Genomic DNA, 22,808 nt, shown 5'->3' with positions numbered 1-22,808 from the left:
CTCAGAAATAGTTGGGGATGTTCGAGATCAGGCCGCTGGCCAGCAGAATCAGCTTGCGCAGCATCCAGGGGCCGAAAAACACCAGCGCCAGCACGGTGCCGATGAGTTTGGGAATGAAGGTGAGCGACATGTCCTGGATCTGAGTGACGACCTGGAGCACGCTCACGACCAGGCCGATAACCAGGGTGCAGAGCAGGATGGGAGCGCTGATGATGACCGCGCCCCACAGAATTTGCGCCATAAGCGCTAGTGCAACATCCGATCCCATCTTCCGCTTTCCCGATTAGAAAAAACGTCCGGGGACGTGCATTCTGAATTTCTAAATTGCAATAATATTGCCGAAGGGAGGGAGAGTAAGACTTGGTTTGATTTGTGTCAATAACTTCTGGACAAATTTAATACAGATATCAGACAAATTTACTGTTAGAAAAAGCTTTTTGATGGGATAAGAAACGTTTGTTCTAGATACGGCGGAATTCGATTTCCAGGTTGGATAAGTAGGATAAGTAATAATTATTCATATTGCATATAACCGTTATAGCCGTATGTTGCGCGCTAACTGCCCGACGTTGCGGGGATCGACAACTTTTGGAGGCGTGGCCGAAATGCCGTCCAGCCCCAGACGTTAATCCTGTCAAATAAAAAGTCCACAGGACGCCCGATCGCTTTTTTTGCCAGGCTTGTATATCAAATTGTCTGAAAGCGCTTACAACTGAGCGATGCGGTGGCTATGCTCCGGTTTGGTACTGGACAGGGGGTCTTATTGCCCCGCCCCCACGCAGAACTGATTGCGTCCGGCCGCCTTGGCCTGGTACAGGGCGGCGTCGGCCCGGGTCGACAAGGCGCGCGCGTCCAGCTGCGCGCTGTTGGTCCAGGCGATGCCGATGCTGGTCGAGACCTGGCGCGCCATTTCGCCCACCGAAAACAGCGGCCCCATGGCCTCGACGATCTTGGCGCCGATCCTGGCGCATTCCTCGGGCGAGCGCACGCCTTCTAGAATGATGGTGAATTCGTCGCCCGCCAGGCGCGATACGGTGTCGGTCTTGCGCACGGTGCGCAGCAGGCGCCGGGCGAATTCGCGCAGCACCTCGTCGCCGCCGGCGTGGCCGAGCGTGTCGTTGACCTGCTTGAAGCGGTCGATATCGAGGAACATCAGCGCCATGCCGCTGCGGTTGCGCACACTGCGCCCCAGCGCCGCTTCCAGTTCGGCTTCGTAGCTGCGCCGGTTCGGCAGGCCGGTCAGGGTGTCGGTATGGGCCAGGGTCTTCAGGTTGGCCTCGTGCCGGCGCGCCGCCGTCACGTCGGTCGAAAGCAGGTAGGCGCCCAGTACCACGCCGTCGCGCATGTGCGGAATGTACACCGACTGCAGGATGCGGGTGTCCCCCGAGTGTTCGACTTCGAGTTCAATCTGCACGGTGTGGCCTTCCAGGCAGCGCCGCAGCTGCTGTTCGCGCTGGCCGCAGAAGTGCGCGGGAAAGACGTCGCTGATGCTCTTGCCGACCATCGCCGCCGGATCGACCCCGTACCACTGCTTGTACATGGCGTTGGCGAAGCAGTAGCGCAGGTCGGTGTCGAGATAGGAGATGAGCGCCGGCAGGTTGTCGGTGACGGTGCGCAGGCGCTCTTCGCTGTCGCGCTGGCGGATTTCGCTGCGCTTCCTGGCGGTGATGTCGAAGGCCATCGCAAAAAACCCGTTCACCGCGCCGCTGGCATCGATGTCGGGGATGTACGAGGCGTGGTAATGCGAGCTGCGCCCCTCAACCATCAGTTCATCTTCGAACGTGACGCGCTTGCCCTGCAAGGCCAGCTTCATGAACTGCTCGACGCGTTCGAACTCGGGCGCGCTGTAGGCCTGGCGCACCGGCTGGCCGATCAGCTGGTTTTTTTCGCGCCCGTAGAAGCGCAGCGCCAGGGTATTGAGGTAGGTGAAGTTGCCGGCCTTGTCGACCTGGCCAATCAGCGCCGGCAGGTTTTCGGTAATCGCGCGCAGGCGCTGTTCGTTCACCCTGAGCCTGCGCTGCGACTCGTTGAGCTCCGTGATGTCCTTCATCGCCACCACCGCTCCCAGAGCCTCGCCGTTGGGGCCGGTCATGCGCCGGCCGCTGGCCAATATATAGCGCCGGTTGCGCCCCTTCGGTGCGATCACCATGGCGCTGTCCTTGATCGCCTCCCCGTGCAGGGCGCGCATCAGCGGTACCTCGTGTTCTTCCATCGGGTGGGCGCCGTCGCCCGAAAACAGGCTGTAATGCGCGGCCCAGTCACCGCTCGGCAGCGCCTGCGGCGGCAGGCCGTGGAATTCGCGCGCGGCGCGGTTGAACAGGGTCAGCTCGCCGTCTGCCGAGCAGGCGACCACGCCCACATCGAGTGTCTCGAGCACCGTGTCGAGCAATTGCTGCTTCTGCTGCAAGGCCAGCTTGGCGCGGATGCGCTCGGACACATCGTGCAGGAAAGCGCCGAAAAACAGCTCGCCGCCCGACTTGAAGGCGTTGATGGTCATTTCAACTGTGATGTCGCCATGGTCGCGCGTACACGCCGGCATTTCGAGGCGCGTGTTGATCACGTTGCCCACGCCGTGGCGCACGAAGCGGCGCATGCCGGCGCGGTGCGCCTCGCGGTAGGCGTCGGGGATGATCAGGCTGGCTAGTTCCTGGCCCAATGCCTGCTCGCGGCTCCAGCCGAAGGTGCGCTCGGCCGACGGATTCCACTCCACCACCATGCCGTCGGCATCGGTGCCGACAAAGGCGCTGAACGAGGAGTCGATGAAGGTGCGGATGCGCTCCTCGTTGGCGCGCAGGGTTTCTTCGACGGCGAGGCGCTGGCGGATTTCGCGCTTGAGCGTCTCGTTGGTCTCGCTCAGGGAGCGGGTGCGTTCCTCAATGCGGTGTTCAAGGTCCTCGTTGAGCGCATGCAGGGCCTGTTCGGCGCGCACGCGCGCGGCCACCAGCGCGCCCTTGTTCAGTTCATCCTCGACCAGGGCGGCGAAGTCGCGCAGGATCTGGCGCGCCGCCTCGCCGAAGCTGCGCGGCGCGGAGTCGATGACGCACAGGGTGCCGACCGCCTCGCCATCGTGCGAGAACACCGGCTGGCCGGCGTAGAAGCGAATGTCGGGGGCGCCGGTGACCAGCGGATTGGCGGCAAAGCGTGCATCGCGCAGCGCGTCTTCCACCACCAGCATCTCGCGCTGCGCCACCGCGTGGGTGCAAAACGAGATCGAACGCGGCGTTTCGGTGGCGTCGAGCCCGATGCGCGACTTGAACCACTGGCGCTGCGTATCGACCAGCGACACCAGCGCGATCGGCATCCCCAGAACGGACGAGGCGAGCCGGGTGAGGCGGTCGAAGCGCTCTTCCTGCGGCGTGTCGAGCACGCACAGGGCGTTCAGCGCGCGCACGCGTTTCAGATCGGCGGAGTCGGTAAGTGCAATGTCCATGAGGCGTCCCGGTCGCTGACGCCAGGCGTCAGTATTTTGCAACAGCAAAGGATCGGCGGGAGCATGGCCGGGAAACATTCTGGAAAGGGCGAGAAGCGGCAGGCGGTATCTGGGCCTGTGCCCGAGCCGCAACAACGGCTGCGATCACTATACCAAAATTTCTATAAAGAATCTATTTTCTTCAAAAAGATATGGTTTACTCAACCAGCGTATTGAGAATCATTTCTATCTGGAGTAAGATGCGGCCGTCTCCCCAGTCCCACGGGCGAGTTGAAAGCCAGTATGTTGCCAGTCCTTGCTTTGATCCTGACGCTGCTCTCCGCGGCCTGCTGCAATTTCAGCACGGCCAGGGCGGAGCCACGCCTGCCCGCCCTGCTGGGCTGGACCCTGGGTGCGGCGCCGCTGGTGCTGGCCGTCGTGGCGCTGGCCGCGAGCATGAGCACGTTTACGGCCATCCTGACCGCGCTGACCGTGTGGATGATCGCCTTGCCGGCCGTCGGCGTGCTGCGCGCCGTGCGCAAAGCGCGTGCGGGGAGCTCGCATGGCTAAGGACAGCACCCGGCGCGACCGCATTTTGCTGCACAACGGCCTGGTGGCCCTGGTGCTCGGCTATCCGCTCGCGGTCGCCCTCAGCGGCGTGCTGCACCAGCTGATGCGTTTTCTCGGGGCCGGCCCGGTGGTCGGGCAATTGACGATGTGGGTGGTGTATCCGCTCTGGGTCGCAGCCATCGCGCTGGTGTTCCTGTTGCCCAGCAAACGCGCCTGCTGGCTGTGGCTGGCGCTGGCCAACGCGCTTGCCGCGCTCGCCTGCTATCTCCTGATGCACAGCGGCGGGAGCGGCGCATGAAGGCGGAGATCGTGCGTACCTACAAAGTGGTGCATACCTGGGTCGGCATTCTCAGCGGCGTGATGCTGTTCATCGCGTTTTACGCTGGCGCCCATACCATGTTCGCTCCCGAAATCGGGCGCTGGGCCGACCCCCGGCCGACGGCGCGGCAGGCCGCCAGCGCGCCGCTCGACCCGCTCGCCGCCGCCTTTTTCGCCGCGCGCGACCCGGCCATCGGCAGCGCCGTGCTCGTGCTGGAGCGCGAACGGCCCGGCTACGGCCGCATGCGCTATACCGACAAGCAGGGCGCAAGCTGGCAGGTCACGCTGGACGCGGCCGGCCGCCTGCAAACGAGCGCCGCGCAGACCGGCCCGGCCGCCCACTTTGTCGACCAGATACACCGCAACGGTGGCCTGCCGCTGGCCGACGCCGTGGCCGAGCCGATCATCGGCTTCGTGGCGCTGCTGTACGCGCTGGCGCTCATCTCGGGCGTAGTGATCCTGCTGCCCTCGCTGGTGAAGGACTTGCTGGTGCTGCGCATCGGCGCCAACGTCAAGCGCTTCTGGCTCGACGCCCACAACCTGATCGGCATCACCAGCCTGCCGTTCCACCTGGCCATTGCCCTGACCACGGCCGGCTTCTGCCTGCACGACTGGGTGTATGACACGCAGGACGCCACCATCCACGCCATCGGCAAGCCGGCCGCGGCCGAGCCGCGCGCAAAGGGCAAGGCTGTGCCGGGCGCGAGCGCGAACTGGGTGGCGCCATCGACCCTGCTTGCCAGCGCGCGCAGCATTTCCGCCAGCTTCACGCCGACCGAACTGACTTACCGCGGCCTGAACAGCCCCAAGCCGCAAGTGAACATGGGTGGCGAAGACTGGAGCGGCCACATGCGCGCACCGCGCGCCGGCTTCATGAACTTCAATCCCGCCAGCGGCCAGCTCAACAAAGGCATCAGCCTGCTGCCGCACCAGCAAAACAACTGGGAAGCGAGCCTGTCCGCCATTTTTGCGCTGCACTTCGGCAGCTTTGGCGGCGTGCCGGTGCGTCTTGCCTACGTGGTGATGGGTTTGCTCGGCGCGATCCTGTTCTACACCGGCAACCTGCTGTGGATCGAATCGCGCCTGCGCAAGAACCGCCGGCTGGCAGCAAAGCTGGCCCAGCCGCGCCACGTGCGGGTGGTGGCCGCGCTGACGGTCGGCCTGTGCCTGGGCGCCGTCATCGGCCTGCCGCTGGGCCTGGTGGCGCTGCGCTGGCAGGCTGGACTGGGGCTGGAGATGGCGGGCATCGGCCTGGCCGTCTTCAACGGCGCGCTCGCGCTCGCTCTGCTGGCGGCGCTGGCAAAGGGCGCAGCCTGGGCCGGTTACCGCCTGACCTTTTGCGCCGCCCTGGCGACCCTGACGGTGCCGCTCACCAGCGCGCTGGCGGGCATGTTCCCCGGCCTGCCGGTCGGCAAGCCGTATGCCAGCGATTATCTCTGGATCGACGGCCTGTCGCTGGCCGGCGGCGCGCTCCTGCTGTGGATGGCGGCGCGGGTGCGCCGGCGCGCGCGCTCGGGCGAGCAGCAAAGCGTGTGGCGCGAGCTGGATGCGGCCATGCCGTCCCCGCCAACGAATTCGAATCAAACCACTTCTCATCAAACAATATCTAACCAAATGGAGCAAATGTAATGCGAGTTGTCCCTGTGTGTGCTTTCCGTACCATTCCCATGGCCTGCATGACCATGATCGCCACCCTGGCCCTGCCGGCCATGGCCCAGGCGCCTGTCGAAACCATGAAAGAAATCACCGTCAAGGCCGCCGCCGAAACGCCGGACAGCCTGCCGGCAGCCGCTGCCGGCGGCAAGGTCGCCAAGGGCGCCCGTCTCGGCGTGCTTGGCAACGTGAGCGTGATGGACACGCCGTTCAACATCACCGCCTACACCGCGCTGACCATCGCCGACCAGCAAGCCCAGACCATCGGCGCCGTGCTCAAGAACGACCCGTCGGTGCGCACCACCACCAACGAAGGCCACGTGGTCGAGAACTTCAATATCCGCGGCTTCGGCGTCAGTTCGGGTTCGATGGCGATCAACGGCGCCTACGGCCTGGCTCCTGAGCAGAATACCCCGGCCGAGATGTTCGAACGGGTCGAAGTACTGAAAGGCCCCGGCGCCATGATGATGGGCCTGCCGCCGGCGGGCGACGTGGGCGGGGCGATCAACCTGGTGCCGAAACGCGCCGGCGCCACGCCGCTCACGCGCGTGACGACCTCGGTATCGAGCAAGTCGAACGTGGGCGTGCATGCCGACGTGGCGCGCCGCTTCGGCGAGGACCAGGCGCTGGGCGTGCGCGTCAACGGCGTGCTGTCGGGCGGCAAAACCTGGCTGGACCACCAGACCCGCCGCCGCGAAATCGGCCATGTGGCCGTGGATTACCAGGGCAAGGGCTGGAACGTGGAAATGGACGCCTACTCGCTGGCCAACAAGGTGCGCAAGGGCGCGCCGATGCAGCCGATCATCACCGGCTGGACCAGCGTGCCGAAGGCGCCGCACGGCTCGACCAACTTCTTCTACGGCGAAGATGTGTACAGCAACACCGAAACCCAGGGCCTGATCGTGCGCGGCCAGGTGGAACTGGGCGCCGGCTGGAACGCGTTTGCTTCGGCCGGCACGGCCAAGCACTCGTACGACGGCTTCATCTTCGGCACGCGTCCGGTGTTGCCCGTTTCGGGCGGCAGCAGCGGCAAGGCCACCGGCACCGCCTACAACTCGTGGGGCGAGTACGAAACCACCACCGCCGAAATCGGCGTGCGCGGCCAGTTCAACACCGGCGCCATCGCGCACAAGGTGACCGTGGCGGCCAATGTGATGAACTACGAAGGCGGCGGGCGCGCCAACGGCACTGCCGTAATCAACAGCAATCTCTACAACCCGACCCCGATCACCATGCCGGCCGCAAAAGATGCGTCGACCTACAATCCGGTCAACGACGACGTGATGACGGCGCTCAGCGCAGTCGATTCGATCTGGTTCGCCGACGGCAAGCTGCAACTGACGCTCGGCCTGCGCGCCCAGAAAGTCGAGCAGAAGCTGAGCAAGTACGAAGAAACGGCGGTCACCCCGCTGGCCGGCGTGGTCTATAAACCGTGGGGCGAGAACGTGTCGCTGTACGCCAACTACGTCGAAGGCCTGAGCGCCGGCACCACGGTCAAGGCGCCGTACGCGAACGAAGGCGAAACCTTCAAGCCGTACAAGTCCAAGCAGCTCGAGGCCGGCGTGAAGTGGAACATGAATACGCTGACGCAAACCCTGAGCGTGTTCCAGATCAGCAAACCGGCGCTGATCGAATCGAACAACCGCATGTTGCTTGACGGCGAGCAGCGCAACCGCGGCGTGGAGTGGAATGTCTTCGGCAAGGCCGGTAACGACATCACCTTGCTCGGTGGCGTGGCGTACACCAAGGCTGAGCAGACCAAGACCAACAAGGGCATCAACCAGGGCAAGGCGCAGTTGGGCGTGCCGCGCGTGACGGCCAATATCGGCCTCGATTACGCACTGGCGGCGGTGCCGGGGCTGGACCTGAGCTCGCGCATCAATTACACCGGTTCGCAGTGGCTGGCGGCGGATAGCAGCCTGAAACTGGGCTCGTGGACCACGCTCGACCTGGGCGCCAAATACGCGACACGTTTCGGTTCGATGCCGGTGGTGCTGCGCGCCTTCGTCACCAACGTGGCCGACAAGGAGTATTTCGAGAGCGCGTGGGGAGCAGGGCGCCTGAACCTGGGCGCGCCGCGCGCGATCAGGCTGTCGGCGGCGTTTGATTTCTAAGCTGCGCTGATTGGCATGCCTGTTTGCAGGCGTGCCGGATGAGAAGGCCCGCTTTATTGCGGGCTTTTTTATGGGCAATCAGATTTCTTGTCTGCCAATTCGGTGCTGCGTGACCCTGGCGCGGAACAAAGCCATGCTGTGGCGAGGAATATAGTCACACGAAATTAAACGATGAATGCCATGTTCTTGCAGTCGGTCGGATTTCTGATCCCCACTCTGCACCAGGTAAACGCGTGAGCCGAGCGCCAGCATCTCCTTGTGTACATTGCGAGGCAGGCAAATCGGGGCGTGGCTGGAGGGCGCACCACAATGTATCATTTCGCATCCGGCGATGACGGTGTCCAGGCGCTCTCCGGAAGGCGATACGATGGCAATCCTGGTCCCGCCGCAGATGACGCCCGGAAACGCGAATGGCACGCCCGGTACAAGGACGCATCCGCGTCCTGTAATCATAAAAATATCGTCGATCCGAAATAGAAATTGCATGTTCAGCCTCGTGAAGTACGTGCGCAACATACAGCGCAGGGCGGGTCTTTGCGTGTCTTCTGATCATCCTGATTTGATGCCGCAACACCGTTCATATTCTGGCTTGATGAATCAATGACACTCGCCGGTGAAGACGAGGTATTTATGGATGTCATTTCTGTTTTTCCTTGGCGTGGATTCATGCCCGCGCTTGCGCGAGCATGGCGCCGACTTCACGGGGCGGTGTCTATCAATTAATATGGCAGTTTAAGCCATATCCCCCCCTGTGTCGTCAATTGGCTCCGGGCGCTGGCAAACTGAACATCGCAAAAAACAAGGAGTCCGCCGTGCCGCTGCAAATATCCATGATCCTTTTCAACGAAGCGCCCGCTTACGCCGTCAATGCACTGCAAACCTTCCTTTCATCCAGCTGGCCGAACCTGCCGCCTGTTTCCGATGTTTCCGCCGACGACAACACGCTGGCGTTCAATGTTGCTGGCGCAGAGGTAGTCATCGGTACGATGCCCGCCCCGGTCCCCTGGTCGGACCTGGAAGGGCCATGCGCTACCAGCATTCTCTGGCCCGATGCCGCATCCGTCCTGCCAGGCCATACGCACCACGCCATCGTCACCGTGCGCGGCGAGCTCGACCCCGTGGCGCTGTCCACCGTGCTCACGCAAGTTACCGCAGCGCTGATGGCGACGACCCCTGGGACGCCGGGCGTGTTCTGGACCAATGCCGCGCTGATTGTTCCCAAAGACATGTTCATCGAGTTCGCCACCGACATCATGCCGATGGGCCCGCCGTTGACCATCTGGGTCGACTCCCGCGTCGGCTGGACCGAGGTCGACGCCTTCAGTTCGGGGTTCACCACCGGCCTGGCCGAACTGGGGCTGATGGAACTGGAAGCGCAGAACGCCACCGAGCCGCCGGCCGAGCTGCGCGATCGATTTGAAGGCATTGCGCGCTATCTGCTGGAAAATGGCCAGGTCATCAGCGATGGCGACACCCTTGGCGAAAGCGCCGACGAGAAAATCCGGGTTGTCTACGGCCCGTCCGCCTTCGGCATCGAGGGCACGGTCATGCGCCTCGTCTACGAAGCCGTCCCGCCGAAAAAAGCCTGGTGGAAGCCCTGGTAAGACCGTGTCGCATCCACGCGTCTTTACGAAACGCCGCCGTTTGCCCGCGGCGCCATCCCCGTCGTAGAATCGCTTGCTCACCGGCAGCGCTACCCGCGCCGCCGGTCCGGTCAACCCATTCTCTACAGAGTTTTATGCACCCACTTCGCGCCACCGTCCTGGCCGCCATCCTGGCCTCATCCGCGTCCGGCGTTACCGCCGCCGACGACACCGCCGCCGACAAGAAAAAGTGGGACGTCAACAATCCTCCCGGTCCGGCCAGCACCGTCAAGATCGACACCAGCACCGGCACCTGGATGAGCGTCGACGTCAGCCCGGACGGCAAGCAGATCGTGTTCGACCTGCTGGGCGACCTGTACCTGCTGCCCATCGCCGGCGGCGAAGCCAAAGCGCTGACCCACTCGATGGCCTGGGAAATGCAGGCGCGCTTTTCGCCGGACGGCAAGCAACTGGCCTACATGTCGGACGCAGCCGGCGGCGACAACATCTGGATCATGAACGTCGACGGCAGCGGCGCGCGCGAAGTGAGCAAGGAAAAGTTCCGCCTGCTGAACAACCCGGTATGGCATCCGAACGGCAAGTACATTGCCGCGCGCAAGCATTATTCCGGCACGCGCTCGCTCGGTTCCGGCGAAATCTGGATGTTCCATACGCAAGGCGGCGGGGTCCAGCTGAACGAAAAGCCGAACTGGCAAAAGGATCTGGGCGAGCCCGCGTTTTCGCCGGACGGCCGTTACGTCTACTACTCGCAGGACACCACCGGCGGCACGGCCTTCGAGTACAACAAGAATTCCAACGCGCAGATCTACCAGATCTTCCGGCGCGACCTGAAAGAAGAAAAGACCAAGCCCTTTGTCAGCGGCCCGGGCGGTGCGGTGCGGCCGACCCCGTCGCCGGACGGCAAATACCTGGCCTTCGTGCGGCGCGTGCGCAACCAGTCGACCCTGTTCCTCAAGGACTTGAGCACCGGCATCGAAACGCCGGCCTGGAGCGCTCTGGAACGCGATCTGCAGGAAGCCTGGGCCATCCACGGCGTGTATCCCGCGTTCAGCTGGATGCCGGGCAGCAAAGAGATCGTGGTCTGGGCCAAGGGCAAGATCTGGAGGGTCGATCCCTTCGCCAAATCCGCAAAGGAGATTCCGTTCCACGTCAAGGACACGCGCGAGGTGCGCGAAGCGCTGCGCTTCCCGCACGCCGTTTCGCCCGAGCAGTTCGACGTGCGCCAGCTGCGCTGGGTCAACGTGGCGCCGCAAGGCAACAAGGTGGTCTACTCGGCGCTCGGCCACCTGTATGTGCGCGACCTGCCCAACGGCGAGCCGCGCCGCCTGTCGCGCCAGGGCGACCATTTCGAATACTTCCCCAAGTTCTCGCGCGACGGCCAGCGCATCGTGTTCGCCACCTGGGATGACGAAAAACTCGGTTCGATCCGCACCATCGACCTGAAAAGCGGCAAGGAAACCGTTCTCACTAGCACACCCGGCAAGTACATCGAGCCGGCATTCTCGCCCGACGGCAAGGATGTGGTCTACGTCAAGGGACAGGGGCGCTTCCTGCTCAGCCCATGGCACGGGCTCGACACCGGCGTGTACAAGGTCGCCAGCGATGGCAAGGGCAAGCCGGTGCTGGTCACCGACGACGGGCGCGCGCCGCAGTACGCCGCCGACAGCAATCATGTGTACGTCACGCGCAGCGTCACCGCCAACGAAGTCGATACCACCACCTCGCTGGTGCGCATCCGCCTCGACAAACACGAGGAGCACGCGATCGTCAAGGGCGAGTTCGTGACCAATTTCAGCCTCTCGCCGGATGGCGCCTGGCTGGCCTACGGCGAGCGCTTCCACACCTGGGTGGCGCCGCTGCCGATGGCCGGCAAGGTCATCACCATCGGCGAAAAGACCGACGCCCTGCCGGTGCGCCAGCTCGACCTTGATGCCGGCGACTACCTGCACTGGTCGGGCGACAGCGGCGCGCTGCATTATTCGCTGGGCGAGCAGCTGTTCACGCGCGAGCTCAAAAACGCCTTCGCACCGAGCGACCCGGATGCCAAAAAGGAAAAGCTGCGCTTGAGCGCGCTGGCGGCCCAGCCGGGGGTGAAGATCGGCTTCCGTGCGCAATCAAGCTCGCCGCGCGCCACCGTCGTCATCGACGGCGCGCGCATCGTGACCATGAAAGGCGACGAAGTCATCGAGAACGGCCGCATCGTCATCAAGGACCAGCGCATCGCCGCCATCGGCACGGCGGCCGAGGTTGCCGTGCCTGCCGGCGCCACGCGCATCGACGCCACGGGAAAAAGCGTCATCCCCGGCCTGGTCGACGCGCACTGGCACGGCGCCATGGGCGAAGAGGGCATCGTGCCGCAGCAAAGCTGGGTCGATTACGCCGGCCTGGCCTTCGGCGTGACCACCGTGCACGACCCGTCCAACGATACCGGCACCATCTTCACCCACAGCGAAATGCAGCGCACCGGTCAACTGGTGGCCCCGCGCATCTATTCGACCGGCACGATTTTGTACGGCGCCAAGGGCAACTTCGCCGCCCCGGTCGACAGCCTGGACGACGCGCTCACCCATGTGCGGCGCCTGAAAGCGGGCGGGGCGACCAGCGTCAAGAGCTATAACCAGCCGCGCCGCGAACAGCGCCAGCAAATCCTGGAAGCGGCGCGCCAGAGCGGCATGATGGTGGTGCCCGAAGGCGGTTCGCTGTTCCAGCACAATATGACGATGGTGGTGGACGGCCACACCGGCGTCGAGCATTCGATTCCGGTGGAAGACGCCTACGACGACGTCAAGCAGCTCTGGTCGCAGACCAAAGTGGGCTACACGCCGACCCTGGTGGTGTCGTACGGCGGCCTCGATGGCGAGCATTACTGGTATGCGCGCACCGATGTCTGGCGCCATCCGATCCTGTCGCGCTACGTGCCGCGCGCGGTGCTCGAGCCGCGCTCGATCCGCCGCGAGACGGCGCCGGAAGAAGACTTCAATGTGCTGCGCGTGGCGCGCACGGCGACCGCCTTGCAGCGCGTGGGCGTGCCGGTCAACATCGGCGCGCACGGCCAGCGCGAAGGGCTGGGCGCGCACTGGGAAATGTGGTCGCTGGTCCAGGGCGGCATGACGCCGCTCGAAGCGATCCGCTCGGCCACCCTCAACGGCGCCCGCTATCTGGGGCTGGACAAGGATGTCGGCTCGCTCGAAGTGGGTAAACTCGCCGACCTGTCGATCATCGACGGCGACGTGGTCAAGGATATCCGCAGCTCCGACCGCGTCACGCACGTGATGATCGGCGGGCGCGTGTACGAGACGGCGACCATGAACGAGGTCGGCGCCACGCCCAAGGCACGCAAACCCTTCTTCTTCGAAGGCGTGAACGGGGCCAGCGCGCCGGTGGAGGCGGCCAGCCACAGCCACGGCGACGGCCGCCACGGCCACTGACGGCTTGCCGCCTACGGCTCCCGCTTTGCCTGGGCGGCGTAGCCGGAGGTGGCGCCGCCATACGGCATCACCTCCAGGTCGCCAATCCAGGGCGGGCACACGTTCGACAGGCACCGGTTGTCGTCGGCGCCCCCCGGCGGCGGCTTCAGTATTTCCTTGTGCACCTGCGATATCGCCGTTCGCAGCAGCACTTCAGCCAGCGCCGGCGTCAGCGCATGCTGGTCCGGCGCGCCGCTTAATGTGAACGAAAACAGCATGCGTGCCGGCCCCTCCGGCACCGTGATTTCGACCACGCCCATCCCATTCCCGGCAAACTCCACCGCGCCAATGGCCCTGCCAATCCGCTGCGACACGAAGTGGCGTTCATAGCGTTCCATCACGCCTCCTCAGTTACTAAAAGTAGTCAATTTATCATTGCCGCATGAAGTCCGCCAACACAGTTAAGCAGCGGTAGTGTGAGCAACAGAGTGAATGGTGTCATGAAAACTTGTGTGAATTTCCGATTGGAAAATCATCAATAGCAAAGCGCTATTTGTGGACTTGATAAATCTCGGCTATTGTAAAAAAGGGTAGGCAAATCCGACCAGAAAGGCTCACCAATTGAATGCTCCCGATCGTCGCCAATGCGACAACAGCGGTTTGTCGCTCCTGGTCGATCTTGGCGTCACCTACGACCGCACCCTGAGCCGCCAGGTGGCGCTGGCGTACTTCCGCGCATCGGACATTCCGCCGGCCGTGGTCGAGCGCGTGCTGCTGGGCGCCTCGAACCGGCGCCTGACCGATTGGGAGCAGTTCCATCAAAACAACAGCGTCAAGCCAGGCTGCGGTTGAACTCCTCCGCTTTTCTGTGACTTGCGCGACACATAAATAAAATACCGATTGTTACGAACGTTCGTTCGCTAACAGATTAGAACGTGCTTTATGGATAAAGTTAACGCCCACACAAGCAGAGTCGAGACTCCATGGACGCCCATATCAAGGCCGCGCACGCGCCGGCCGCCACCACCTATCCCATCAGCCTGCGCATCAATGGCGAGCAGCACCAGGTCGAGGTTGAAGCCTGGGTCACCCTGCTCGACCTGCTGCGCGAGCGCGCGGGCCTGACCGGCACCAAGAAGGGCTGCGACCATGGCCAGTGCGGCGCCTGCACCGTGCTGGCCGGCGGCAAGCGCATCAATTCCTGCCTGACCCTGGCGGTCATGCAGAACGGTAAGGAGATCGTCACCGTCGAAGGCCTGGCCGATGGCCCCACATTGCATCCGCTGCAGCAAGCCTTCCTCGACCACGACGCCTTCCAGTGCGGCTACTGCACCCCCGGCCAGCTCTGTTCGGCCATCGGCCTGATGCGCGAAGGCGAAGCGCGCACGGTGGCCGAGGTGCGCGAACTCATGAGCGGCAACGTCTGCCGCTGCGGCGCCTACCCGCAGATCGTGGCCGCCGTCACCGAGGTGATGGGCCTGGCCGAACACAAGGACAATCCGGACCGCCCGTACATTCCCGGCACGGTGCCCGCATGAATCCGATCACCTTCCACGCGCCGCAAGCGCCTGCCGAGGCGCTGCGCCAGATCGGCGGCGCCAACGCCGCCTTCATCGCCGGCGGCACCAACCTGGTCGATCTGATGAAAGAGGGCGTGGTGCGCCCCGCGACCCTGGTCGACATCAACAGCCTGCCGCTCGGCGCCATCGAGGCCACGGCGCAGGGCGGCCTGCTGCTCGGCGCCACCGCGCGCAATGCCGATACCGCCTACCACCGGCTGGTGCGCACGCGCTACCCATTGCTGTCGGCGGCGATCCTGGCCGGCGCCTCGCCGCAGATCCGCAACATGGCCACCGACGGCGGCAACCTGCTGCAACGCACGCGCTGCCACTATTTTTACGATACCGCCGTCGCGTGCAACAAGCGCGCACCGGGCAGCGGCTGTTCGGCCATCGGCGGCCTGACGCGCCAGCATGCCATCCTCGGCGCCAGCGAGCATTGCATCGCCACCCACCCGTCCGACATGTGCGTGGCGCTGGCGGCGCTGGACGCGGTAGTGCACGTGCGCTCGGAACAGGGTGAACGGAAAATCGACTTTGCCGACTTCCACCGCCTGCCGGGCGAGAATCCCGAGCGCGACAACACCTTGCAGCCCGGTGAACTGATTACCGCCATCGAATTGCCGCCCGGTGCGCAGTATGCGGCCCACTCGGCCTACCTCAAGTTCCGCGACCGCGCTTCGTACGCGTTTGCGCTGGTGTCGGTCGCCGCCGCGCTCGATATCGGCCCCGACGGCGTCGTGCGCGCCGCCCGCGTGGCGCTGGGCAGCGTGGCGCACAAGCCATGGCGCGTGCCCGAAGCGGAAGTGCTATTGGTCGGCAAACGCCCCGACGGCGCGATGTTCGAGGCCTGCGCCGACCTGCTGCTGGCCGGCGCCCGCAGCCAGGGCCAAAACGATTTCAAGATTCCGATGGCGCGCCGCGCAGTCGTGCGCGCGCTCGAACAGGCCGCCGCCGGCACCATCGACAACATGCATGCACCGGACACCAAGGAGTCACTGTGACCGATCTGATTGACGCACTGCGCACCCCGGTCGCCGATGAAGGCACCGGCCCTGTCACCATCGGCATGGCCGTCTCGCGCGTCGATGGCCGCGACAAGGTCACCGGCCAGGCGCGCTACGCCGCCGAACACCCGGCTGAAGCTCTGCTGTACGGCGTGGTCGTCAGCGGCACCGTCACCAAAGGCCGCATCGCCTCGATCGACCCCGCCCAAGCCCTGGCCTTGCCCGGCGTGGTCGAGGTGATCACGCACGAGAACCGTCCGCGCCTGCGCTCTTTTGATTTGTTCTACAAGGACATGACCGCCCCCGGCGGCTCGCCATTCCGCCCGCTCTACGACGACAAGATCCACAGCAGCGGCCAGCCGGTCGCGCTGGTGGTGGCCGAGACGTTCGAAGCGGCGCGTTATGCGGCGTCCCTGGTGCGGGTTACGTACGAGGTCGAACAGCACGAAACCAGTCTGGTCGAGCACATGGAGCGCAGCCACAAGCCGAGCCGCCTCAAGGCCGGCTACACGCCGCCGCCCGAACCGAAAGGCTTTGCCGACGAAATGTGGGACAAGGCGGTGGTGCGGATGGAAGGCGAGTATTACAGCGGCGTCGAGCACCACAACCCGCTCGAAATGTTCGCCTCGACCGTGGTGCGCGGCGACGACGGCCACCTGACCATCTACGACAAGACCCAGAGCTCGCAGAACAGCCGCTGGTATGTGTCGCACGTGTTCGGCCTGTCCAAGGACAAGGTCACCGTGCGTAATCCCTACGTGGGCGGCGCCTTCGGTTCCGGCCTGCGTCCGCAGTACCAGCTGGCGCTGGCCGTGATGGCCGCCCTCAAGCTGGAACGCTCGGTGCGGGTGGTGCTCACGCGCCAGCAGATGTTCAGCTTCGGGCACCGTCCCGAAACCATCCAGCGCGTGCGCCTGGCCGCGCGTCCGGACGGCACGCTCACCTCCATCATCCACGAAGCGCTGGCCGAAACCTCGCGCAACGAGGATTACGTCGAAGTGGTGGTCAACTGGTCGGGCCAGCTCTACGCCTGCGAGCATATCCGCCTCGGCTACAAGCTGGTCGCCCTCGACCGCTTCAGCCCGATGGACATGCGCGCCCCCGGCGCGGCGCACGGCGTGCACGCGCTCGAAGTGGCGATGGATGAACTGTCGTACGAACTGAAAATGGACCCGCTGGCGCTACGCCTGCATAACTACGCCGACATCGATCCCACCGACGGCCTGCCGTATTCGACCAAGGAGCTGCGCGCCTGCTACCAGCAGGGCGCGGCGCGTTTCGGCTGGGCCAAGCGCCCGCTCGAAGCGCGCTCCATGCGCGAAGGCCACGAATTGATCGGCTGGGGCATGGCCACCGGCATGTGGGATGCGATGCAGATGTTCGCGCGCGCCAGCGCCGTGCTGCACGCCGATGGCAACCTGGTCGTCTCCAGCGCCGCCACCGACATCGGCACCGGCACCTACACCGCCATGTGCATCATCGCCGCCGACGCCATGGGCATGCCGCTGGAACGCGTGCGCTTCCAGCTGGGCGACTCGACCCTGCCGGTCGCGCCGATCGAAGGCGGATCGTCGCACGTGGCCACGGTCGGCTCGGCCGTGCAGGGCGTGTGCGAAAAGCTGAAAAAGAGCTTGTTCAAGCTGGCCCGCAAGATGCCCGATTCGCCGTTTGCCAGCGCCGGTTTCGAGGAGGCCGAATTTGCCGGCGGCGGCCTGCGCCTGATCGCGCAACCGGCGCATGGCGTGACCTTGCAGGCGATCCTGGCGTCCGCCTGCGCCGCGCGCATCGAAGAAAAGTACATGATGCTGCCGAATATGCTCAAGCAGCAGAAGTACCTGCGCGCCACCCACTCGGCGGTGTTCGTCGAGGTGCGGGTCGACGAAGCATTCGGCACGGTGCGCGTCACGCGCGTGGTGAGCGCCATCGCGGCCGGGCGCATCATCAACGCCAAGGCGGCGCGCAGCCAGATTGTCGGCGGGGTAGTGTGGGGCATCGGCCAGGCGCTGCACGAAGAAACCCAGTCCGACGACCGGCTGGGCCGCTTCATGAACCACAACCTGGGCGAATATCATGTGTCGGTCAACGCCGACATCCACGATATCGACGTGCTGTTCGTGGAGGAGGATGATCGCATCGTCAGCCGCCTCGGCGCCAAGGGCGTGGGCGAAATCGGCCAGGTCGGCGTGGCGGCGGCGGTCTGCAACGCGATTTTCCACGCTACCGGCCGGCGCGTGCGCAGCACCCCGATGACGCCCGATAAAGTCATGGCGCCGTAAGCCGCACGGCGCGCGTCACCACGCGCGCCGATTGGTTCGGATGCGCACCTTGATTCGCCTCAAACCTTGATCTGACCGGCGTCATACAGTCAGGCTGGATCAGGGGAGGGCAATCATGAGCTACAAGACGATCGTCGTGCATGTCGGCGACGAACCCAACGCCGGCGCCTGCTACGCCTATGCGGCCGAGCTGGCGCAGGTGGAGCAGGCCCATCTTATCGGACTGGCCAGCAGCGACGTCTCGCGTTTCCTGCGCGAGAGCGTGGTCATGAATAACCTCAGTCCCTCCATCGCGCCGGTGCTCGAGACGCTGCGCGAACGCACCGCGGCCGCGCTCGACCAGTTCGAACGCGTCGCGGCCGGCTTCGCGCTGGCCGGCTACGAGCGGCGCGCCGTCGACGAAGAACCGCGCTTCAGTCTGAGCGCGCTGGCGCGCTACTGCGACCTGTGCGTGCTGGGCCAGGCCGATGCGGTGCGCGGCGCATCGCTGCCATCGCCCGGGCTGGCGGCCGACGTGGCCAAGGCCAGCGGGGCGCCGGTGCTGCTGGTGCCGCACGCGCAGGCGCCGGCCTGGCCGATCCGGCGCATCCTGCTCGGCTGGAACGGCAGCCGCGAAGCGGGGCGCGCCATGCGCTTCGCCTTGCCGCTGCTGCGCCGCGCCGGCGCGGTCGATGTGGCGATCCTCGACGCCGGGTCGCTCCAGAGCGGGGGCGGCGCCAGTCTGCGTCCGGTCACGGCCATCGGCCAGGCCCTGGCGCGCCACGGCGTGCGGGCCGAACTGGTGCTGCGCGACGACGAGGGCGACGCCGGCGCCACCTTGCTGGCGCTGGCCGCCGAACGCGGCGCCGACTTGCTGGTCATGGGATGCTACGGCCACTCGCGCCTGCGCGAACTGCTGCTCGGCGGCGCCACCCGCACCGTGCTCAAGTCGATGACGCTGCCGGTGTTCATGGCTGCCTGATGTCCGCTGCCGCCCGGCTCACATGGCCAGCACCGGCGTCTTGCGCTGCCACCAATCCGGCGCGCGAGGAATTGGCGCGCATTTGACCTGCGTCAGAAAGTACCGCTATCGAGCGCCTTATGATCGGATTCCTGGCGCGGCATGGCGGCCTTCAACGTGCGGCCGCCAATCCGCAATCCAAGCAAACCAACCGAAGGAGAACGCAATGGCCAACAATCTCACCCGTTTCGACCCCGGCACCCCGCTCAGCCGGATGGACCCTTTCCGCAATATCGACAGCCTGTTCAACGCCTTCGACCTGATGCGTCCCTTGCGCGCATTCGACAGCGAACATATCCGCATGGATGTCAGCGAAACCGACCAGGCCTTCGTGGTGCGGGCCGATATGCCGGGCGTAAACAAGGACGACGTCAAGGTGTCGATCGACGGTAACGAAGTGACCATCAGCGCCGATGTCACCGGGGAGCAGGAGCACAAGCAAGGCAGCAGCATGTGGCGCGAGCGCTTCCACGGCCAACAGTACCGCAGCTTCACCTTGCCCCAGAGCGTGGATGACGAAAACGCGACGGCAACCTGCCGTGACGGCGTGCTGGAGCTGACCTTGCCCAAGAAGCCGGGTGGCGGCGCCAAACGCCTGACCGTCCGGTAGCAGGCGGCAGGGCGCACAGTCGCCGGCGCGCTGTCAACGCTCCGGATGCTTGTCGCACTGCTCCCAGGCGATGTTGCGTATTTCTTCGAACGATTTGCCGATGCCGTGCACGTAGACGGCATCGAGCATGGATTCGATCTGCGCCGAAGAACGGTTTTTAAGATCCGTCCCGCTCATCGCTGCACGAACCTCGTCGCGCGTGGCGCCCTTGTCGCGACGAAGCGCAATGCCGGCGACGGTACTGGCCTGCATGCCGCAATCGATACTGCGGCGGTTCTCCTTGTACACCCTGGTGAACAGCACGCCGCCGACGATCACGGCGACGAGGACTAACAAAAGCGCTATTTTCATGAACCGGTATTGTAGAGTTAGAGACAGAAAATTCTAGTGTAGCAAATTTGCCGTCCCTGTTATGACGGGCCCTGGGACTCCGCGCGCCCGCATGCCGCCCCAGTGCCCTCACGCCTTGAACGTCAGCAGCGGCGAAAAACGCGCGATCGGCCGCGCCAGGCCTTCCTCGACCTGGGACGTGATGACCGGCCCGATCGGCTTGTAGGCCCCGGGCGCCTCTTCGATGCGGCGTTCCTCGCGCAAGGTAATGCACTCGAACGGCCGCTGCCCGCCGGGCTGGCCATCGTGCTTCGACTTCCACGCCATCTCCATGCGCGAGACGGCCCGTCCCGCGCCATGGCTGGCCGAACTGGCCCAGCGCTCGTGTCCGAGTCCGTCGAGCAAATAGGAGTCGTCGCCCATCGAGCCTGGTATCAACAAGGGCTGCCCGGCATGGGCGGGCGTGGCGCCCTTGCGGTGCACATTCCCGCCCGCTTCACTGAGCACGATATTGTGCGGCACGTCGCACACCAGCGGCATCGCCTGGTCGCCGAACACCTGGCGGATGCGCAGGCGCACCAGTTCCACGATCAGGGCGCGGTTGGCGTCGGCGTAGTGGGCGGCGGCGTGCATCGCCGTCAGGTACTCGGCCGCCAGCGGCCCGCACAGGCCATACAGGCCCGACTCGGGATGCTTGACGCCGGCCGGCCATTCGGCTTTGGCGCGGTCCATCCAGCGCGTGCCGATGTACGAGCCGACGTCGCGCGAGCCGGTGTGCACCATCAGCGCCAGCTGGCCCGGGCGCACGCCCAGCGCAAAGGCACGGTGGCGGTCGAGCACCTGCGCCACGTATTGGAACTCGCAGAAGTGGTTGCCGGCGCCGAGCGTGGCCAGGCCCGGATCGCGCAGCAGGCCACGGCGGGTATCCTGCAGCGCTTCGGGTGCGTACGCCGGGTTGCCTTTGACGTGCGAGGCGGAAAACAGGCGCGCCGTCTCCGCTTCGACCTGGGCGAAGTCGATTTTTTCGAACAAACCTTCGCGCGTGTGGCGCATGGCGCGCCAGAAGGCGCCCAGGCCGTCGGCAAACAGGGCCGTCATGGCGGCAGGGGTGGTCGGCACGTTGCGGGCCGCTTCCAGCAGGTCGCCCTTGAGCAGCGCCACCAGGCGCTCCTTGTGCGCCAAAAAGCGCTCGAGCGGCACGTCGATCACGTGCAGGCGCATGCCGCAGTTGATGTCGCGCCCGATCGATTCGGGCACCACGAAGTCATGGTTGGTGACCAGGATGCTGCCCACCGGTACCGGCGCGCCGGGATGGAAGTCGGGCGTAGCGCAGGCGCGGCACACGTGCCCGCCGAGCGGGTGGCGCATGCCGGCGAACGCCAGCAACTGGCTGACCGCTTTCGCTTCGAGCGGCAGGCTCTCGGGCAGCAGGATTTCGGCGCGGACGTCCGCATGCACGGTCGATTGCACGCGCAGGATATTGCCTTCGCGTTCGGCGAAGATATTGTGGGAGGCGAGGGCTTTGGCCAGTCGTTTGGCCGATACGGTAGTGCTCATGTTTGGCTGCTTTCTGTAGACGAAGAAAAACGCACCTTCGAAAAGGCGGTTTCTTCAGAGGCAGCAGCCAATACAACGAAGAACGCGGATTATACCAATAAAACGCAGCGATGTGGCATTTTCGATATTGCTGAGATGAAAAAGGAATCATTGTTGCACCGCGTCATCACCCTGTCATACCCGGTCTGTACGATCGCGCTTTTCATCCCCGAGAGTTAACCGTGAAGTCCTGTATCCGTGCCCTGTGGCTGGCCATGAGCGTTTGTGTCACCCTGCTGGCCACCAGCGCCACCGCCGCCGCGCAAATCGTGGTCGGCCACGCCATTGACCTGTCCGGTCCGAACGGCGCCATCGGCCGCGATTACGTGGCCGGCATCACCACCTATTTCGACAGCATCAACGTCAAGGGCGGCATCAATGGCAAGAAGATCGTCTACACCGTGCGCGACGACCGCGGCGTGGCGGCCGATTCGGCCAGGCTGGCCGCCTCGCTGATCCAGCAGGACAAGGTTGGCTACCTGCTGGGCGCCATCGGCCCCGAGTCGACCCAGGCCATCCTGGCGGCGCCGGCGTTTGCCGAATCGCGCCACGTGCTGTTTGCGCCGCTGACCGATGCCTTTGCGGCGCCGCGCGGGCGTGTGATTTTCTGGCGTCCCAGCATGGAGCACGAATGCCAGTTCATCCTCGGCTATTTTGACAAGCTGGGACTGAAAAAAGTCGGCATCGTGTTGCAGGACACGGCGCAGAACCAGAAGACCTACAAGATGGTGGCCGACGAATTGCGCAAGCGCGGCATGATCTTGTCCGGCACGGTGCGGGTGTCGCCGAACATGGACGCCGACGCCAGGCAGTTAAGCGCGTCCGGCGCCAAGGTGGTGTTGATGATCGCCGATACCATCGGCGCCTCACAGTTCCTCAAGGCCTTCCGCAAGCATGACGCCAGCACCTTCGTGGCCGGCACCTCGCTGATCAACCTGGCCACCTTGAGCGAGATCGCCGGCGCGCGCGCCACCGAGTGGACCGTGTTTTCGCAGGTCGTGCCCAATCCGGGCAGCACCGCCTCGGTACTGCAATCGGAGCATATCGACATGATGAAGAAGTTCCGCGACGAGCCAGTGTCGTCCATCACGCTCGAAGGGTTCGCGGTCGCCAAGACCTTGGTGAAAGTAATTCAGATGGAGGCGGCCGGCAAGGGCGGTTTGCAGACCATCGCCGCAGCCCGCACCCCGATCGACATCGGCGGCATGACGATCCAGTCGTCCGACCGCAAGAGCACCATGTCGGAATTCGTCGATATCGCCTTGTTCAAGCGGGATGGCCGCCTGATGTACTGATGGCGGGCGCATTGCGGTGAGTTGAGACAAGCCAGGTTGGCGTCAAATTGTTACAATCGC

Annotated in this window: 19 protein-coding genes; 13 read left to right on the top strand and 6 right to left on the bottom strand. The window is 64.7% G+C overall.

Annotated features, from left to right (window positions below):
- Nucleotide 1: 1 nt before the first annotated feature.
- A complete protein-coding gene (locus F1609_RS20795; protein WP_229421974.1) occupies nucleotides 2-241 on the bottom strand; it encodes a flagellar biosynthetic protein FliQ in 240 nt (79 codons plus the stop codon).
- Nucleotides 242-760: 519 nt separating this feature from the next.
- On the bottom strand, nucleotides 761-3,430 hold the full coding sequence (locus F1609_RS20790; RefSeq protein WP_187363085.1) for a sensor domain-containing diguanylate cyclase: 2,670 nt from the start codon (nucleotides 3,428-3,430) through the stop codon (nucleotides 761-763).
- Nucleotides 3,431-3,712: 282 nt separating this feature from the next.
- On the opposite strand from F1609_RS20790, the gene F1609_RS20785 reads away from it, so the two are divergent.
- From F1609_RS20785 to F1609_RS20770, 4 genes are read left to right on the top strand one after another with little or no spacing between them, the layout of a single operon-like run.
- On the top strand, nucleotides 3,713-3,979 hold the full coding sequence (locus F1609_RS20785) for a hypothetical protein (RefSeq protein ID WP_167078566.1): 267 nt from the start codon (nucleotides 3,713-3,715) through the stop codon (nucleotides 3,977-3,979).
- Complete coding sequence (locus tag F1609_RS20780; RefSeq protein WP_167078565.1) at nucleotides 3,972-4,277, top strand: hypothetical protein; 306 nt, start codon at nucleotides 3,972-3,974, stop codon at nucleotides 4,275-4,277. The genes F1609_RS20785 and F1609_RS20780 overlap by 8 nt, the downstream gene beginning before the upstream one ends.
- Entirely contained in the window at nucleotides 4,274-5,926 is a 1,653-nt protein-coding gene (locus F1609_RS20775) for a PepSY-associated TM helix domain-containing protein (RefSeq protein ID WP_167078564.1), read from the top strand. Before F1609_RS20780 ends, F1609_RS20775 begins: the two co-directional genes overlap by 4 nt.
- Nucleotides 5,926-8,064 (top strand): TonB-dependent receptor, encoded by a 2,139-nt coding sequence (locus F1609_RS20770; RefSeq protein WP_167078563.1) that lies wholly within the window; start codon nucleotides 5,926-5,928, stop codon nucleotides 8,062-8,064. The genes F1609_RS20775 and F1609_RS20770 overlap by 1 nt, the downstream gene beginning before the upstream one ends.
- 78 nt (nucleotides 8,065-8,142) lie before the next feature.
- Here the strand turns inward: F1609_RS20770 and F1609_RS20765 are convergent, their stop codons facing one another.
- The gene (locus F1609_RS20765; RefSeq protein ID WP_167078562.1) at nucleotides 8,143-8,550 is read right to left on the bottom strand and encodes a hypothetical protein; all 408 of its coding nucleotides are present in this window, start codon (nucleotides 8,548-8,550) and stop codon (nucleotides 8,143-8,145) included.
- 326 nt (nucleotides 8,551-8,876) lie between these two features.
- Between F1609_RS20765 and F1609_RS20760 the strand changes: the two genes are divergently transcribed.
- Together F1609_RS20760 and F1609_RS20755 are read left to right on the top strand one after the other, a co-directional pair.
- On the top strand, nucleotides 8,877-9,668 hold the full coding sequence (locus F1609_RS20760) for a DUF4261 domain-containing protein (RefSeq protein ID WP_167078561.1): 792 nt from the start codon (nucleotides 8,877-8,879) through the stop codon (nucleotides 9,666-9,668).
- 134 nt (nucleotides 9,669-9,802) lie between these two features.
- On the top strand, nucleotides 9,803-13,096 hold the full coding sequence (locus F1609_RS20755; RefSeq protein ID WP_167078560.1) for an amidohydrolase family protein: 3,294 nt from the start codon (nucleotides 9,803-9,805) through the stop codon (nucleotides 13,094-13,096).
- An 11-nt stretch (nucleotides 13,097-13,107) separates the two neighbouring features.
- On the opposite strand, the gene F1609_RS20750 is transcribed toward F1609_RS20755, so the two are convergent.
- A complete protein-coding gene (locus F1609_RS20750) occupies nucleotides 13,108-13,473 on the bottom strand; it encodes a hypothetical protein (protein WP_167078559.1) in 366 nt (121 codons plus the stop codon).
- A 223-nt stretch (nucleotides 13,474-13,696) separates the two neighbouring features.
- Between F1609_RS20750 and F1609_RS20745 the strand changes: the two genes are divergently transcribed.
- From F1609_RS20745 to F1609_RS20720, 6 genes are all read left to right on the top strand, one after another.
- Entirely contained in the window at nucleotides 13,697-13,927 is a 231-nt protein-coding gene (locus F1609_RS20745) for a hypothetical protein (protein ID WP_167078558.1), read from the top strand.
- Nucleotides 13,928-14,058: 131 nt separating this feature from the next.
- Complete coding sequence (locus tag F1609_RS20740) at nucleotides 14,059-14,613, top strand: (2Fe-2S)-binding protein (protein ID WP_167078557.1); 555 nt, start codon at nucleotides 14,059-14,061, stop codon at nucleotides 14,611-14,613.
- A complete protein-coding gene (locus tag F1609_RS20735) occupies nucleotides 14,610-15,638 on the top strand; it encodes an FAD binding domain-containing protein (protein WP_167078556.1) in 1,029 nt (342 codons plus the stop codon). The genes F1609_RS20740 and F1609_RS20735 overlap by 4 nt, the downstream gene beginning before the upstream one ends.
- On the top strand, nucleotides 15,635-17,917 hold the full coding sequence (locus F1609_RS20730; protein ID WP_167078555.1) for a xanthine dehydrogenase family protein molybdopterin-binding subunit: 2,283 nt from the start codon (nucleotides 15,635-15,637) through the stop codon (nucleotides 17,915-17,917). The genes F1609_RS20735 and F1609_RS20730 overlap by 4 nt, the downstream gene beginning before the upstream one ends.
- 115 nt (nucleotides 17,918-18,032) lie before the next feature.
- Nucleotides 18,033-18,878: a universal stress protein gene (locus F1609_RS20725; protein WP_167078554.1), complete on the top strand. Its 846-nt coding sequence runs from the start codon at nucleotides 18,033-18,035 to the stop codon at nucleotides 18,876-18,878.
- Between the two features lie 205 nt (nucleotides 18,879-19,083).
- Entirely contained in the window at nucleotides 19,084-19,527 is a 444-nt protein-coding gene (locus tag F1609_RS20720; RefSeq protein ID WP_167078553.1) for an Hsp20/alpha crystallin family protein, read from the top strand.
- A gap of 33 nt (nucleotides 19,528-19,560) precedes the next feature.
- Here the strand turns inward: F1609_RS20720 and F1609_RS20715 are convergent, their stop codons facing one another.
- Both F1609_RS20715 and F1609_RS20710 read right to left on the bottom strand, forming a co-directional pair.
- Nucleotides 19,561-19,878 (bottom strand): hypothetical protein, encoded by a 318-nt coding sequence (locus F1609_RS20715; protein WP_167078552.1) that lies wholly within the window; start codon nucleotides 19,876-19,878, stop codon nucleotides 19,561-19,563.
- 108 nt (nucleotides 19,879-19,986) lie between these two features.
- Nucleotides 19,987-21,414 (bottom strand): RtcB family protein, encoded by a 1,428-nt coding sequence (locus F1609_RS20710; RefSeq protein WP_167078551.1) that lies wholly within the window; start codon nucleotides 21,412-21,414, stop codon nucleotides 19,987-19,989.
- Nucleotides 21,415-21,635: 221 nt separating this feature from the next.
- Between F1609_RS20710 and F1609_RS20705 the strand changes: the two genes are divergently transcribed.
- Nucleotides 21,636-22,748, top strand: a complete 1,113-nt coding sequence (locus F1609_RS20705; protein WP_370661651.1) for an ABC transporter substrate-binding protein — start codon at nucleotides 21,636-21,638, stop codon at nucleotides 22,746-22,748.
- Nucleotides 22,749-22,808 lie beyond the last annotated feature (60 nt).

Origin of the sequence: Massilia aquatica (assembly GCF_011682045.1) — a bacterium.
Taxonomy (GTDB): domain Bacteria; phylum Pseudomonadota; class Gammaproteobacteria; order Burkholderiales; family Burkholderiaceae_D; genus Telluria_A; species Telluria_A aquatica.
Note: the sequence above shows the minus strand (reverse complement) of the source record. Positions and strands in the feature narration are given on the sequence as shown.